This window comes from Streptococcus oralis subsp. dentisani (genome assembly GCF_002096615.1).
GTDB lineage: Bacteria > Bacillota > Bacilli > Lactobacillales > Streptococcaceae > Streptococcus > Streptococcus oralis_U.
In genome coordinates this window covers 21,569-36,999 of record NZ_NCUX01000024.1, presented here as the reverse complement: position 1 = coordinate 36,999, position 15,431 = coordinate 21,569, and the positions used below count along the sequence as shown (strand labels likewise).

12 protein-coding genes, 12 tRNA genes, 1 rRNA gene and 1 pseudogene are annotated in these 15,431 nt (G+C 42.9%); 25 read left to right on the top strand and 1 reads right to left on the bottom strand.

Annotated elements, in window-relative coordinates; genetic code table 11:
* The 21 genes and pseudogenes from rrf to B7708_RS00350 all read left to right on the top strand — a co-directional run.
* A 5S ribosomal RNA gene (rrf, locus tag B7708_RS00450) occupies positions 1-95 on the top strand; the annotation flags it as partial.
* A gap of 29 nt (positions 96-124) precedes the next feature.
* Positions 125-197: transfer RNA gene (locus tag B7708_RS00445), tRNA-Val, on the top strand.
* A 5-nt stretch (positions 198-202) separates the two neighbouring features.
* Positions 203-273 (top strand) — tRNA-Gly (locus tag B7708_RS00440).
* A gap of 33 nt (positions 274-306) precedes the next feature.
* Positions 307-380, top strand: a tRNA-Ile gene (locus B7708_RS00435).
* An 11-nt stretch (positions 381-391) separates the two neighbouring features.
* Positions 392-463, top strand: a tRNA-Glu gene (locus tag B7708_RS00430).
* Between the two features lie 5 nt (positions 464-468).
* Positions 469-558: transfer RNA gene (locus B7708_RS00425), tRNA-Ser, on the top strand.
* A gap of 12 nt (positions 559-570) precedes the next feature.
* Positions 571-644, top strand: a tRNA-Met gene (locus B7708_RS00420).
* Positions 645-647: 3 nt separating this feature from the next.
* Positions 648-720: transfer RNA gene (locus tag B7708_RS00415), tRNA-Phe, on the top strand.
* Between the two features lie 14 nt (positions 721-734).
* Positions 735-815: transfer RNA gene (locus tag B7708_RS00410), tRNA-Tyr, on the top strand.
* An 11-nt stretch (positions 816-826) separates the two neighbouring features.
* Positions 827-897, top strand: a tRNA-Trp gene (locus tag B7708_RS00405).
* Positions 898-911: 14 nt separating this feature from the next.
* Positions 912-984 (top strand) — tRNA-His (locus tag B7708_RS00400).
* Between the two features lie 13 nt (positions 985-997).
* Positions 998-1,069, top strand: a tRNA-Gln gene (locus tag B7708_RS00395).
* A 9-nt stretch (positions 1,070-1,078) separates the two neighbouring features.
* Positions 1,079-1,162: transfer RNA gene (locus tag B7708_RS00390), tRNA-Leu, on the top strand.
* Between the two features lie 183 nt (positions 1,163-1,345).
* The gene (locus B7708_RS00385; protein ID WP_084972930.1) at positions 1,346-2,623 is read left to right on the top strand and encodes a gamma-glutamylcysteine synthetase; all 1,278 of its coding nucleotides are present in this window, start codon (positions 1,346-1,348) and stop codon (positions 2,621-2,623) included.
* A 75-nt stretch (positions 2,624-2,698) separates the two neighbouring features.
* Positions 2,699-4,183 (top strand): threonine synthase, encoded by a 1,485-nt coding sequence (thrC, locus tag B7708_RS00380; protein WP_084972928.1) that lies wholly within the window; start codon positions 2,699-2,701, stop codon positions 4,181-4,183.
* Between the two features lie 60 nt (positions 4,184-4,243).
* The gene (locus B7708_RS00375; protein WP_084972926.1) at positions 4,244-5,524 is read left to right on the top strand and encodes an MATE family efflux transporter; all 1,281 of its coding nucleotides are present in this window, start codon (positions 4,244-4,246) and stop codon (positions 5,522-5,524) included.
* 3 nt (positions 5,525-5,527) lie between these two features.
* Entirely contained in the window at positions 5,528-6,151 is a 624-nt protein-coding gene (locus B7708_RS00370) for an HAD family hydrolase (protein WP_084972924.1), read from the top strand.
* A 162-nt stretch (positions 6,152-6,313) separates the two neighbouring features.
* The gene (locus B7708_RS00365) at positions 6,314-7,528 is read left to right on the top strand and encodes a LysM peptidoglycan-binding domain-containing protein (RefSeq protein WP_084972922.1); all 1,215 of its coding nucleotides are present in this window, start codon (positions 6,314-6,316) and stop codon (positions 7,526-7,528) included.
* Positions 7,529-7,668: 140 nt separating this feature from the next.
* The gene (locus tag B7708_RS00360) at positions 7,669-8,541 is read left to right on the top strand and encodes a DUF2262 domain-containing protein (RefSeq protein ID WP_084972920.1); all 873 of its coding nucleotides are present in this window, start codon (positions 7,669-7,671) and stop codon (positions 8,539-8,541) included.
* Positions 8,542-8,699: 158 nt separating this feature from the next.
* Positions 8,700-9,125 carry a MarR family winged helix-turn-helix transcriptional regulator gene (locus B7708_RS00355; RefSeq protein WP_000723482.1) on the top strand — a complete coding sequence of 142 codons (426 nt, stop codon included), beginning with the start codon at positions 8,700-8,702 and terminating at the stop codon, positions 9,123-9,125.
* A 10-nt stretch (positions 9,126-9,135) separates the two neighbouring features.
* Positions 9,136-9,498 (top strand): annotated as a pseudogene (locus B7708_RS00350) (DUF1304 domain-containing protein).
* A gap of 40 nt (positions 9,499-9,538) precedes the next feature.
* Here the strand turns inward: B7708_RS00350 and B7708_RS00345 are convergent.
* Positions 9,539-10,396 (bottom strand): DUF975 family protein, encoded by an 858-nt coding sequence (locus B7708_RS00345; protein WP_084972916.1) that lies wholly within the window; start codon positions 10,394-10,396, stop codon positions 9,539-9,541.
* Positions 10,397-10,512: 116 nt separating this feature from the next.
* Between B7708_RS00345 and tgt the strand changes: the two genes are divergently transcribed.
* The 4 genes from tgt to B7708_RS00325 all read left to right on the top strand — a co-directional run bounded on the left by tgt (position 10,513) and on the right by B7708_RS00325 (position 15,379).
* Positions 10,513-11,655, top strand: a complete 1,143-nt coding sequence (gene tgt, locus B7708_RS00340) for a tRNA guanosine(34) transglycosylase Tgt (protein ID WP_001285249.1) — start codon at positions 10,513-10,515, stop codon at positions 11,653-11,655.
* A gap of 100 nt (positions 11,656-11,755) precedes the next feature.
* A complete protein-coding gene (locus B7708_RS00335) occupies positions 11,756-13,573 on the top strand; it encodes an acyltransferase family protein (protein WP_084972914.1) in 1,818 nt (605 codons plus the stop codon).
* Between the two features lie 140 nt (positions 13,574-13,713).
* Positions 13,714-14,865: an N-acetylglucosamine-6-phosphate deacetylase gene (gene nagA, locus B7708_RS00330; protein ID WP_084972912.1), complete on the top strand. Its 1,152-nt coding sequence runs from the start codon at positions 13,714-13,716 to the stop codon at positions 14,863-14,865.
* A gap of 148 nt (positions 14,866-15,013) precedes the next feature.
* Positions 15,014-15,379, top strand: a complete 366-nt coding sequence (locus B7708_RS00325; protein WP_000286403.1) for a DUF1033 family protein — start codon at positions 15,014-15,016, stop codon at positions 15,377-15,379.
* Positions 15,380-15,431: the final 52 nt, after the last annotated feature.

The following is a 15,431-nucleotide window of genomic DNA, read 5'->3' as shown; positions in this document are numbered from 1 at the left end:
GATACACCTGTACCCATGCCGAACACAGCAGTTAAGCCCTAGAACGCCGGAAGTAGTTGGGGGTTGCCCCCTGTGAGATATGGAAGTCGCTTAGCAGAATAGGAAGTTTAGAGGCTTCCTTTTTGGGAGTTTAGCTCAGCTGGGAGAGCATCTGCCTTACAAGCAGAGGGTCAGCGGTTCGATCCCGTTAACTCCCATTTTAGCGGGTGTAGTTTAGTGGTAAAACTACAGCCTTCCAAGCTGTTGTCGCGAGTTCGATTCTCGTCACCCGCTTTGAACTTTGTTCAATTACCAAGTTTTTAACTTGGGCGCGTAGCTCAGGTGGTTAGAGCGCACGCCTGATAAGCGTGAGGTCGGTGGTTCGAGTCCACTCGTGCCCATTTATGAATATGGTCCGTTGGTCAAGGGGTTAAGACACCGCCTTTTCACGGCGGTAACACGGGTTCGAATCCCGTACGGACTATTTTTGGAGGATTACCCAAGTCTGGCTGAAGGGAACGGTCTTGAAAACCGTCAGGCGTGTAAAAGCGTGCGTGGGTTCGAATCCCACATCCTCCTTTTTATTATTAACGCGGGATGGAGCAGCTCGGTAGCTCGTCGGGCTCATAACCCGAAGGTCGTAGGTTCAAATCCTGCTCCCGCAATTTGGCTCGGTAGCTCAGTTGGTAGAGCAATGGATTGAAGCTCCATGTGTCGGCGGTTCGATTCCGTCTCGCGCCATATACTTATGACTAGGAAGGGTAGCGAAGAGGCTAAACGCGGCGGACTGTAAATCCGCTCCTTCGGGTTCGGGGGTTCGAATCCCTCCCCTTCCATTCCTTTAGTTACGGGCATAGTTTAAAGGTAGAACTAAGGTCTCCAAAACCTTCAGTGTGGGTTCAATTCCTACTGCCCGTGTTTATAGAATTATGGCGGGTGTGGTGAAGTGGTTAACACACCAGATTGTGGCTCTGGCATGCGTGGGTTCGATCCCCATCACTCGCCTATTTTATATTATTGGGGTATAGCCAAGCGGTAAGGCAAGGGACTTTGACTCCCTCATGCGTTGGTTCGAATCCAGCTACCCCAGTTACTATTTGCCGGCGTGGCGGAATTGGCAGACGCGCTGGACTCAAAATCCAGTGTCCGCAAGGACGTGCCGGTTCGACCCCGGCCGCCGGTATAGTAATAACGACAAGGTTTTCGGACCTTGTTTTTTGATTTAGTGAAGATTTTGATATTTTTCTTTAAGTACAGATAACTGATGAATTATCTTTTTCTTCTTATTCTAATCATTTTTAGTGTGTTTTTGGTATAATATTACTTATTCACATTTTATGTAGATTATGAAAGAGTTTGGTGGTTAATGTCTCGTTCGGTTGACTTGCTTAAGAAGCGCTACTTAGAAAATATAAAAGAGAACCCAGATTTATTTATTGGGGTTGAGCTGGAGTATCCTGTTGTAAATTTAGAGGGTAAGGCTACGGATATTGAGGTTGTTAAGGAACTGTTTCGGTATTTATCTTCTGTTCTGAAGTTTACAGTTGAGAAAGTTGATGATTTTGGAAATCCAATTCAGTTACTAGATCCGGTCAGTCAGGATACAATCTTATTTGAAGTTGCTTATACGACCGTTGAGTTTGCCTTTGGTAGGGCTAAATCCATCCAAGAGGTTGAAGAGCGTTTTAGAGACTACATGGATCTGATTCAGAAAAAGTTGAGAGAAACAAATCATGCCATTGTTGGTTCTGGTATCCATCCATACTGGGAAGAGAATGCGAATCAACCAGTTGCTTATGCACGCTATCAGATGTTAATGAACTATTTGAAGTTGAGCAGAACCGTTCCAAGAACGGATTTGCACGACTACCCGCAATATGGTGCTTTTATCTGTGGGAGCCAAGTTCAACTGGATGTTTCAAAGTCTAACTTTCTGCGGGTCATTAACGCTTTTACTCAGATTGAAGCTGGCAAAGCTTATTTGTTTGCCAATTCAGAGTTTTCAGGGGAGGATTGGGATACTAAGGTTTCAAGGGATATTTTTTGGGAAGAGTCTATGCATGGGATTTATCCTGAAAATGTAGGTGTTAATGCCAGACTCTTCAAAGATGAGAATGATTTTTTTGATTATCTGAATCACTCTGCGATTTTTACTGCGGAACGGGATGGTGAAACCTATTATTTTTATCCAATTCGAGCAAAAGATTACTTAGGAACTCCGGAAATTCATGCCTTCGCCCTTGATGGGAAAGAGATCCTTCTTTATCCTCAGGAGAAGGACTTTCAGACACACCGTAGTTACCAGTACCAGGACTTAACGACTCGCGGAACAGTTGAGTTTCGTAGTGTATGTACGCAACCCTTGAATCGAACCTTTGCCGCGACGGCTTTTCACTTGGGTTTGTTGGTAAATTTAGATCAATTAGAAACTTATTTGCAAAAGGCTCCATTTTTTATCATATTTGGACGTGATTACAAGTCATTGAGACGGCAATTTTCTAAGAAAAAACTTACAGATCAGGAAGAAGCTGCGATTCTCGAGTTTTCTAAAGCCTTACTCATCCTAGCTGCGGAAGGACTGGATAAAAGAGATAAGCAAGAAATGATTTATTTAGAGCCTTTGAAGAAAGAATTGGGCCTATAATTTCTCTTATAAAGGGAGAATTTTCTGAAAAATCATGATATAATGGAAGAGACTATAGATAAAGGATAGAGATTCATGACATTAGTTTATCAATCAACGCGTGATGCCAATAATACAGTAACTGCCAGCCAAGCCATTTTGCAAGGTTTGGCGACGGATGGTGGTTTGTTTACACCGCTTACTTATCCAAAGGTAGATTTGGATTTTAACACATTAAAAGATGCTTCTTACCAAGAAGTGGCTAAATTAGTTTTATCAGCATTTTTAGATGACTTTACTGCAGAGGAGTTGGACTACTGTATCAACAATGCTTACGATAGCAAGTTTGATACCCCAGCTATTGCGCCATTGGTGAAACTGGATGGGCAATACAACTTGGAATTGTTCCATGGTTCAACGATTGCCTTTAAAGATATGGCCTTGTCTATCTTGCCATACTTTATGACGACTGCTGCTAAAAAGCATGGTTTGGAGAACAAAATCGTCATTTTGACAGCGACATCTGGTGATACTGGAAAAGCTGCTATGGCGGGGTTTGCGGATGTGCCTGGAACTGAAATTATCGTCTTTTATCCAAAGGATGGTGTCAGCAAGGTACAAGAGTTGCAAATGACTACTCAGACTGGCGACAATACTCATGTTATCGCTATTGATGGTAACTTTGACGATGCGCAAACTAACGTCAAACATATGTTTAACGATGTAGCTCTTCGTGAAAAGTTGGCTGCTAATAAACTGCAATTTTCATCAGCTAACTCTATGAACATTGGTCGTTTGGTACCACAGATTGTCTACTATGTTTATGCTTACGCTCAGTTGGTCAAGTCTGGTGAGATTGTGGCTGGTGAAAAGGTCAACTTCACAGTACCAACAGGAAACTTTGGAAATATCTTGGCTGCCTTTTATGCTAAACAAATTGGTCTGCCAGTTGGCAAATTGATCTGTGCTTCAAATGACAACAATGTTTTGACAGACTTCTTTAAAACCCGTGTCTATGACAAGAAACGTGAGTTTAAGGTCACAACTAGCCCATCCATGGATATCCTAGTGTCTTCAAACTTGGAGCGCTTGATTTTCCATCTATTGGGAAATAATGCTGAAAAGACAGCTGAACTCATGAATGCCTTGAGTACACAAGGACAATATGAACTGACTGATTTTGATGCAGAGATTCTGGATCTCTTTGTAGCTGAATATGCGACTGAGGAAGAAACGGCAGCAGAAATCAAGCGTGTTTATGATACAGATGCCTATATCGAGGATCCACACACGGCGGTTGCCTCAGCAGTTTATAGAAAATACCAAGCTGCTACTGGCGATGCGACTAAGACAGTGATTGCTTCAACAGCTAGTCCATACAAGTTCCCAGTGGTTGCAGTAGAAGCTGTAACAGGAAAAGCAGGTTTGACAGACTTTGAAGCCTTGGATCAATTACATGGCATTTCAGGAGTGGCAGTGCCACCAGCGGTTGATGGCCTTGAAACAGCTCCAGTTCGTCATAAAACAACAGTGGCAGCTGCTGACATGCAAGCGGCGGTTGAGGCTTATCTAGGACTTTAAGGCAGAGAGAGTAAACTCGGTTGGGAAACCAACTGAGTTTCTTTTCATCAGGAGGAAGGATTGTTTAAGAAAAATAAAGACATTCTTAATATTGCATTGCCAGCTATGGGGGAAAACTTTTTGCAGATGCTTATGGGCATGGTGGATAGTTACTTGGTCGCTCACTTGGGCTTAATCGCTATTTCAGGTGTTTCAGTAGCTGGCAATATTATCACGATTTACCAGGCGATTTTTATCGCTCTGGGAGCTGCTATTTCCAGTGTTATTTCAAAAAGTTTGGGGCAGAAAGATCAGTCCAAGTTGGCTTATCACGTGACAGAGGCTCTAAAGATAACCCTATTGCTGAGTGCACTTTTAGGGGCCTTATCCATCTTTTCTGGGCAAGAGATGATAGGACTTTTGGGAACTGAGCAGGCTGTGGCCGAGAGTGGTGGACTCTACCTATCTTTGGTAGGCGGATCGATTGTTCTCTTGGGCTTGATGACGAGTCTAGGCGCCTTGATTCGTGCAACGCATAATCCGCGTCTCCCCCTCTATGTGAGTCTTTTATCCAATGCCTTGAATATTCTTTTTTCAAGTCTAGCTATTTTTGTCCTTGATATGGGTATAGCGGGTGTTGCTTGGGGGACTATCTTGTCTCGCTTAGTCGGTCTTGTGATTTTGTGGTCGCAATTAAAACTGCCTTTTGAGAAACCGACTTTTGCTTTAGATAAAGAACTATTGACCTTGGCTTTGCCAGCGGCAGGAGAACGTCTCATGATGAGGGCTGGAGATGTAGTGATCATTGCCTTGGTCGTCTCTTTTGGGACGGAGGCAGTAGCGGGAAATGCAGTCGGAGAAGTTTTGACCCAGTTTAACTATATGCCTGCCTTTGGCGTCGCTACGGCAACGGTCATGCTGGTAGCTCGAGCAGTTGGAGAGAATAACTGGGAAAGAGTAGATGATTTGAGTAAGCAAACCTTTTGGCTTTCTCTGCATCTCATGTTGACCTTAACTCTCAGTATCTATGCCTTAGGGACACCACTGACTCATCTCTATACGACCGATCCTGTAGCAGTCGAAGCGAGCGTTTTGGTGGCACTTTTCTCTCTACTAGGAACTCCTATGGCGACAGGGACAGTCATCTATACGGCAGTTTGGCAGGGCTTGGGGAATGCTCGCCTTCCCTTTTATGCAACAAGTATCGGGATGTGGTGTATCCGCATAGGGACAGCCTATCTGATGGGCATTGTTCTTGGTTGGGGCTTACCTGGTATTTGGGCAGGAACACTTTTGGATAATGGTTTTCGCTGGTTATTTCTACGCTACCGTTACCAGCGTTATATGATGTTGAAAGGATAGGAAATGCAAAAAACAGCTTTTATTTGGGATTTAGACGGGACCTTATTGGACTCTTACGAAGCGATTTTGTCAGGAATTGAGGAGACCTTTGCTCAGTTTGCTATTCCTTATGATAAGGAAAAAGTGAGAGAGTTTATCCTCAAATTTTCGGTGCAGGATTTGCTGGAGCAGTTGGCAGAAGAGAGAAATCTGGATGCGGAAGTGCTCAATCAGGTGCGTGCCCAAAGTCTGGCTGAGAAGAATGCTCAGGTAGTTTTGATGCCAGGCGCGCGTGAAGTGCTAGCTTGGGCAGACCAAGCAGGAATTCAGCAGTTTGTCTATACTCATAAGGGGGACAATGCTTTCGCTATCCTAAGAGACTTGGGTTTGGAATGTTATTTTACAGAGATTCTAACCAGTCAGAGCGGTTTTGCGCGTAAGCCCAGTCCAGAAGCGGCGACATATCTGCTAGACAAGTATAAGTTGGATCCTAGGGATACCTATTATATAGGGGATCGGATTTTGGATGTGGAATTTGCCCAGAATAGCAGCATTCAAAGCATTAACTTTCTAGAGTCTTCTTATGAAGGAAATCACAGGATTCAAGCGTTGGCAGATATTCCCCACATTTTTGATGCTGAGCAATAAAAAAATTGTGTCAGTCGCGTGACAGAAACCTAACAAACTATTTCAAGTAATCGAGTTTGTTACAAGGAATAGACAGTTCTGTTAAATAGGCCCGAGAGGGCTTTTTTTCTGCTTTTTTTGTGTTATGATAGACGGGTACTCATTTGAAAGGAATATGAACGAATGAAGAAAAGAATTATTTTTGCCTCAACAGTAGCCTTGTCATTTGCACCTGTGTTGGCAACTCAAGCAGAGGAGATCCTTTGGACTGCTCGTACTGTTGAGCAAATCAAAAATGATGTGACGAAAAACGAGAACAAAAACAGCTATACAGTTCAGTATGGTGATACCCTGAGCACCATTGCAGAAGCCTTGGGTGTAGATGTCACAGTTCTTGCAAATTTGAACAAAATCACCAATATGGACTTGATTTTCCCAGATACTGTCCTCACTACAACTGTCAATGAGGCAGAAGAGGTGACGGAAGTCGAGATCCAAACTCCTCAAGCAGATGCTAGCGAAGAAGTGACAACTGCGACAGCTGATTTGACGACCAACCAAGTGACAGTCGATGAAAAAACAGTTCAAGTAGAAGACCTTTCTCAACCGATTGAGGAAGTACCAAGTGCAACAGAGACTGAAAAACCAACAGAAGTAGCGCCAAGTTCAGAAGTTTCTGAGATAGCGACAGTTGCTGAAGAGACACCATCTACAGAAACACCTGTAGTAGAAGAAACAGCTGAAACGACTCCAGAGGAGGTCCCAGTAGCAGCAACAACTCGCTCGGTTGAAGAAGAAGCTCCTCAAACAGCGACTCCAGCTACCGAAGAAACGGCAGCAACAACTCCAGCAGAAGCCCCAGTAGCAGCTGCTCCAGCAACTGAAACGTCTGCTGATGCAACGGGAACAAGTGCAACAGGAGAAACAGTAGCATCAACAGCAACTTCTGACACTGCAACTTCGACTTATCAAGCAGAGCAAAGCCAAACTCCTTCAAGAACGTATGTTGCTCCAGCAGCTCCTGACTATGCAGGCCTTGCTGTAGCCAAGTCTGAGAATGCTGGTCTACAACCACAGACGGCAGCCTTTAAGGAAGAAGTAGCGAACTTGTTTGGGATTACATCCTTTAGTGGCTACCGTCCTGGTGACAGTGGGGACCATGGTAAAGGTTTGGCCATCGACTTTATGGTTCCAGTGAGTTCAGCACTTGGTGATCAAATTGCAGAATATGCAGTCCAAAATATGGCTAGTCGTGGTATCAACTACATCATCTGGAAACAACGTTTCTATGCTCCATATGATAGTAAATATGGACCAGCCTACACTTGGAATCCAATGCCAGACCGTGGTAGCGTAACCGAAAACCACTATGACCACGTTCACGTTTCAATGAACTAATAGCAAAAGAAGCTGAAAACTCATAAGGTTGAGGCTTCTTTTTGTTATTCTAAATCGAAATGTTTTCAAATCTATGTTATAATCAAACTGTAGTTAACTGAAAATCAAGTATTTTTATTTTAGTAGAAGGTGAGAACACTATGATGAATAGTTTGAAAAAAACATTTGAGAAAACCATTGGTGACTTTGAAAAAGAATTTTGTGGTGAAGTCGTTGAACTCTTGATTATCACCTTACAAAATGTGGGAGGCGCGGCTGTTTTAAAGAATGGATGGAAGTTGCCTTCGGTTCATTTTGTAGCAAGTGTGAATGTGGAGACAAAGGAGTTCTCGGAAACAGAGGGACGTTTGGAGTGGTTGGTGAGTCCAGAGGAATATGAAGAAAAGGGCTTGCTCTATAGCTATAGTTTCGAGCCCTATCAGATTCATCATATCAAATGTCAAAAACGCCCCTTCATGGAGTTAGAGCCATATATGTCAGAAGTAGCTAATAACTGCTACCACTTGCTGGAATACCTAGATGACCAATCCTCAGACTCTAGGTTAGAGACCTTGATTGAAACCTATCAAAAACCTGTCATCATTCAAGACGATATTGGCGAATTCACCTTAAACAGAGCCTATTCTTGGTTTGAAGGATTTATCACTTACGAGGGTGGTGGTAAGATTCATGCTATCTTTGCTGCGAGTGCAGATGAAAGTCTCCCTCCAAGTTGTTTTGATGATCTAAAGAAATTTATGGGAACTTTCCAAGTTCAAGATACTCGGATTAAAGACTATATTGTCAAAGAACTGTGGGAAACAGCTCAAGACTGGATAGATTCAGATGAAAATGATGTGGAGTTAACAGAAGAGTATTTTACCAACTCTCTTTCCTTGAGTGAACTATCGATCAACGAAGACGGGGAATTGACCCTCTACTATGATGATAGCGAAGAAATTTTTGCAGGCCATGCCATCGAAGTTGTCATTGATAAAGAGGGAGAAATCCTTCGAGCAGATTTGGTAGGTTAGTGCTGGATTTTATCTAGAATATAGAAATAATAGCCTTTTGGGATTGAAACCAAGAGGCTATTTTTCGTGAGTAAGCAAAATGGTTGCGTTTTTAATCTTTCTGTAATATAATTGACAAGTCAATAGTTGATGAATCAAGTGTACGCAAGGAGGTAGAAATGAAAAAAATTAACGACTTACTGTACCAGCTCCATTTAACAGATCAGATGATCACTCAACTCTTTGAGAAACAATTGGGAATTAGTTTGACCCGCTATCAAATCTTGCAGTTTTTACTGCAGCAGTCACCCTGCAACCAGATTGCCGTTCAGGAGAAGTTGCAAATCGACCAGGCGGCCTTGACCCGTCATTTTAAGATACTAGAGTCAGAGGGCTATGTCAGTCGCAAGCGTAATCCGGCCAATCAGCGAGAAGTCTTAGTTGAATTAACCCAAGAAGCCAAGAATCAACTCTTAGTCAGTCCGCCTAAACATCATTTGCGAGTGAAGGAACAGATGGAGAGCATCTTATCGACAGCCGAGCAGAAAGAGCTAACAACTTTACTGACGAAACTAGTGTCAGGTCTAGAAAAAATAGAATTTTAAGGAGAAAACGATGTCAATCATTACTACTATTTTAGCAACCCTTGTTGCCCTCGAACATTTTTATATCTTTTATTTGGAGAGTATGGCAACCCAATCAGATGCAACCAGCTGAGTCTTTAATATGGACAAGGAAGAGTTGACTAGACCCTCTGTCACCTCACTGTTTAAAAACCAAGGGATTTATAATGCTTTGCTGGGTGTGTTTCTCTTGTACGGGATTTATTTCTCACAAAGTTTGGAAATTGTGACCATCTTTGTTTTATTTGTGCTTGGTGCAGCGACCTACGGTTCTCTGACAGTAGACAAGAAGATTATTCTGAAGCAAGGTGGGCCTGCTATTTTGACTCTGCTGAGTATGTTACTTTTGAAATAAGAAAACCAGCGTTTTGAACGACGCTGGTTTTTGTATTCTCTTATCCATTTCGACGTTTACGAGCTAGTAGGGCTCTGTAAAAGAAGATGTGATTGTTTTGGATATAGGGAAGGATTGAGAAACTAGCAATCCCAAAGGTGATCCAGTTGAGGAAGTACCAAGGGAGTAGTTGTAGGTCGAGGACAAAGCGCTGGAACTTGTATCCTTTCATCAAGAAACGGCTGGTTTTCAGGATTTGACTTGGTTTAGCCTGTCCTAAATCCAGAGTATCGCAGAGGAGGAATTCTACCTGCGAGTAGGCATAATGTTGCGGTACGTAGAGGATGTTCCCCACAATCATCAAGATGAGACTCGCGAAAAAGTAGAGCCCAAAGGTCATAAGGAACTGCTCTGTTTCAACCGACGAGAGATCTAGTTTTGGAAATTCAGGATGTAGGGCAACAAATCTTCGAGCCAAGAGATTGCTATAAAAAAGAAAATAAACCCCTACTAAGTTTGGAATGCTCCATAAAAAGAGGTAGAAACGTTTGAGGAGTAGGGTCAGGAAGGTTTGCGAGAAGCGCTCTTCAGCAAAGAGGGCCAGGCTTGATTTTACTGAGAGTTCCGTATTAGGATCCTTGAGGAGTCGGAGTGTCGCAAAGGCAGCACCTGCTAGAAAAATCGTGCTCATAAAAGAAACCACTAGTGGGAAGAGATAGGCTTGGAGCACTTGTGCCAGCATGCTGAAAAAGGATTGCTCTAAAACACTTTCTTGGAGACGAGCCAAGGGGTTGAGAAAGCCTGACAAGATGACCAGCATGCTAGGTAAGAGATAGACGAGAAAGAGGCGGGGGTTTTCAGCCTGAAACTGCCTAGCCTGCAGACGGATGGTTTTTAAATCAATTTTTGGGTATTTCATTCTTTCATTATACCATAGTTCGTGACAGTTCCTGATTTTTTTGATAAAATCATACAGTATGCCTTTGGGCACAAAGTATGAACTGGGACTGTCTTTCCCAGCTTCGGAGGTAGAAAATGTCAGATTCACCAATCAAATACCGTTTGATTAAGAAGGAAAAACACACAGGAGCTCGTCTGGGAGAAATCATCACTCCCCACGGTACCTTCCCAACACCTATGTTTATGCCAGTTGGGACCCAAGCTACTGTTAAAACCCAGTCGCCTGAAGAATTGAAGGAGATGGGATCAGGGATTATCCTCTCTAATACCTATCATCTGTGGCTTCGTCCAGGAGATGAACTTATCGCACGCGCAGGCGGTCTCCACAAGTTCATGAACTGGGACCAGCCTATTTTGACAGATAGTGGTGGTTTCCAGGTTTATTCCCTAGCAGATAGCCGTAATATCACAGAAGAAGGAGTAACCTTTAAAAACCATCTCAATGGTTCCAAGATGTTCCTATCGCCAGAAAAAGCCATCTCTATTCAGAACAATCTGGGTTCAGACATCATGATGTCTTTTGATGAATGTCCTCAGTTTTACCAACCTTACGATTACGTTAAGAAATCAATCGAGCGTACCAGCCGTTGGGCTGAGCGTGGTTTGAAAGCTCACCGTCGTCCACAGGATCAAGGTTTGTTTGGAATTGTGCAGGGGGCGGGATTTGAAGACCTTCGTCGTCAGTCAGCTCATGACCTTGTCAGCATGGATTTCCCAGGCTACTCTATCGGTGGTTTGGCAGTGGGAGAAACACACGAAGAGATGAATGCAGTCTTGGACTTCACAACTCAACTCCTTCCTGAAAATAAACCTCGCTATTTGATGGGGGTCGGAGCGCCAGATAGCTTAATTGATGGGGTCATTCGTGGTGTGGATATGTTTGACTGTGTCTTGCCGACTCGTATCGCTCGTAACGGGACTTGTATGACTAGTCAGGGACGTTTGGTTGTCAAAAATGCCCAGTTTGCTGAGGACTTTACGCCACTGGATCCTGAGTGTGATTGCTACACATGTAAGAACTACACACGCGCCTACCTTCGTCACCTGCTCAAGGCTGATGAAACCTTTGGTATCCGCTTGACTAGCTACCACAACCTTTACTTCTTGCTCAACCTCATGAAGCAGGTCCGCCAAGCTATCATGGATGACAATCTCTTGGAATTCCGTGAGTATTTTGTGGAAAAATATGGCTACAACAAGTCAGGACGCAATTTTTAAAATGGAATTTATAGAAGCTAAAAATCCTACGTTTTCTCGTAGGATTTTTCTTCTTTTTTTGATAGAATAAAGTGTATAACGAAAGGGAGAATAGACTCGTATGCGTATTAAATGGTTTTCCTTGATTAGGATTACAGGTTTACTTCTGGTGCTTCTGTACCACTTCTTTCAGACCATCTTTCCTGGAGGATTTTTCGGGGTAGATGTCTTTTTCACATTTTCGGGATTCTTGATTACCTCCCTCCTTTTAGAAGAGTTTGGAAAGAAAAGCCAGATTGATTTACTGGGCTTTTTTAAGAGACGGTTTTATCGGATCGTGCCACCTGTGGTTCTGATGGTTTTGGTGACCATGCCCTTTACCCTCTTAGTTCGCCAAGACTATGTTGCTGGAATTGGTGGCCAGATTGCTGGAGTTCTCGGTTTTATGACCAACTTCTACGAAATGTTAATAGGGGGAAGTTATGAATCCCAGTTCATTCCGCATCTCTTTGTTCACAACTGGAGTCTAGCTGTTGAGGTTCACTACTATATTCTTTGGGGCTTAGCGGTTTGGTTCTTATCGAAACGTTCAAAATCTAGTAGTCAATTGAGAGGGATAGTCTTCCTCCTTTCTGCGGGAGCTTTCATCATTAGCTTTTTCTCCATGTTTATTGGTAGTCTAATGGCTAGTTCCCATTCGTCTGTCTACTTTTCAAGTTTAACCCATATCCATCCCTTCTTTTTAGGAAGCATTTTGGCGACGGTTGTGGGTGTTCGTCAGACGAGCGATTTAGTCAAGCAGTTTGATCGGACGTGGGATCTTCGCCAGAATCTACTGGTGTTTGCTGCAGGTCTCTTGGTATTAGTGCTCTTGACTTTCTTTGTCAAGTTCACTTACCTGTTTGCGTACTTATTTGGCTTCTTGCTAGCAAGTTTAGCAGCAGTGACCATGATTTTTGCTGCGCGTGTTTTGCATGAGAAAACGCCTGAGATACAAGAACCTCATATAATCACATTTTTAGCGGATACCAGCTACGCGGTTTATCTCTTCCACTGGCCTTTTTATATTATCTTTTCGCAGTTGATGAGCAATCTGCCCGCTGTTATTTTAACCGTTATCTTTTCCTATTTCTTTGCTATCCTATCTTTCTATATTATTGAGCCATTGATTGCTGGTAAGACCAACGCTTTAGTTAGAAAAATCACTAAACTGCGTCATATCAAACCTATTAGTGCTAGTGTTGTGGGCACCCTTTCCTTACTTACCTTGATTATCATAGCTATGGCTCCTCAGGTTGGAGCTTTTGAGACAGACTTGATGGTCAATGGTTTCAAGCAAGCTCAGACCAATATAGGACAAACAAAGACTCTTGCTGAACAAGCTGAAGTCAGTCGCCTAGGAATTTCTGAGGGAACGAGTCTGATTGGGGATTCAGTGACTTTACGTGCCAATACAGCCTTAAAAGAGGCGCTTCCTGATGCAAATATCAATGCTCAGGTTAGTCGGACGACCAAGCAAGCCAATGACATTATGCTCAATAACAGCCAGAACAAGGTACTTCTAAAAACAGTTGTCATTGCAACGGGTGTAAACGGACCAGAGAATTATAAAGATGACTTAGATACGATAGTTAAAAATCTTCCCAAAGGCCACCATCTGATTCTTGTAACTCCTTATGAAGGTGACAAGAGCAAGGAGACTTACAAATCAGTTGAGCAGTATGCGACTTATGCGCGAGAATTAGCAGAAAAGACTCCTTACGTGAGCATTGCTGACTGGAATAAGGTTGCTAAGGAGCACCCTGAAATCTGGGCTGGAACCGACCAAGTCCACTTTGGAAATGATAGCAACATGATTGAAGAAGGTGCTAAGTTATACGCAGAAACAATTGCAGCTGCTGTTAAGACCGCTCAAGAACAGCCTGTGAAATCAAAATAAAATCAAAGAGTTGGAGATATCCAGCTCTTTTAAAATATCTCTAGAAAATAGGTCTATACCATTTACAAATGAAAAAGAAAGGTTTATAATGTAATTGACATAATAAATTCTAGAATCAATCTATCAAGGAGGTTATCATTATGCCTAATTATATTAAAGCGGATCAGTTTTTCTACCCACACGGAGTTCGTCGTGGTGGTTACTTGGAACTTGTGGATGGCAAGTTTGGCAAACATGTAGAACAGATTCCTGAAGGAGCTGAGGTGATTGACTATACAGGCTACAGCATTGCCCCGGGACTTGTAGATACTCACATTCATGGATTTGGTGGTGTCGATGTCATGGATAATAACATCGAAGGAACCCTTCATACTATGAGTGAAGGATTGCTTAGCACGGGTGTTACTAGCTTCTTGCCAACGACGTTGACTTCCTCTTACGAGCAGTTGCTTGCGGTAACTGAAAATATCGGTGCTCGTTATCAGGAAGCAAGTGGAGCCAAGATTCGGGGAATCTATTTTGAAGGGCCATATTTCACAGAGAAATATAAGGGAGCTCAAAATCCTGCCTATATGAAGGACCCTCGTATGGATGAGTTTCGTGCTTGGCAAAAAGCTGCCAATGGTTTGCTTAATAAAATTGCCCTTGCGCCAGAACGTGAAGGTGTAGAAGACTTTGTTCGTACGATTACAGGCGAAGGAGTGACTGTTGCTCTAGGGCACTCAAATGCGACTTTTGATGAAGCTAAAAAAGCAGTTGATGCTGGAGCAAGCGTTTGGGTACATGCCTACAATGGAATGCGTGGGTTGACTCACCGTGAGCTCGGTATGGTGGGAGCCATGTATGAGTTGCCACATACCTATGCAGAATTGATTTGTGACGGTCACCACGTAGATCCAAAGGCCTGTGAAATTTTGCTCAAGCAAAAAGGAACTGAAAATATCGCCCTTATCACAGACTGTATGACAGCTGGTGGTCTGGAAGACGGTGACTACATGTTGGGAGAATTCCCGGTAGTGGTTGCCAATGGAACTGCACGCCTCAAATCGACAGGCAACTTAGCGGGTTCTATTCTCAAACTCAAAGATGGTTTGAAGAATGTGGTCGAATGGGGCATTGCGAATCCACATGAAGCGGTCATGATGGCCAGCCTCAACCCAGCAAAATCTGTTCACATCGATGATGTCTGTGGTCAAATCCGTGAAGGCTATGACGCTGACTTTATCGTACTAGATAAAGATTTGGAATTGGTAGCAACCTACCTAGACGGTGTGAAACGTTATCAAGCATAGTAAAAAGCAGAGGCTGTGATGACTCAGCCTTTGCTTTTCTATTTAGAGGTATCTTCAGAAAGCTAGAAGATTGTTCTATAATGAAGCAAAATCCTTTCATTGTTCTAGAAAATTCGTTATAATATACGGTACAAAGGAAGTAGTGAAAATGTATCGTGTTATAGAAATGTATGGGGACTTTGAACCGTGGTGGTTCATAGAAGGTTGGGAAAAAGATGTCATTATGAGTCGCTCTTTTAACAAGTACTATGATGCTCTAAAATATTATAAATCATGCTGGTTTGAGCTGGAAAAGAAGAATCCTCTCTATAAGAGTCGGAGCGATTTGATGACTATTTTTTGGGATCCTGCAGACCAACGTTGGTGTGATGAGTGTGATGAGTATTTGCAGCAGTATCATTCTTTGGCTCTTTTACAGGATGGGCAAGTCATCCCCGATGAAAAGCTACGTCCAGGCTATGAAAAACAAACAGGTCAAGAAAAACACCGTTCTTGCCGTATGAAATGGAGATAAAAAAAGTAACTTTTTAAGTTGCTTTTTTTATTTTTTTGCGAATAGTTAGATA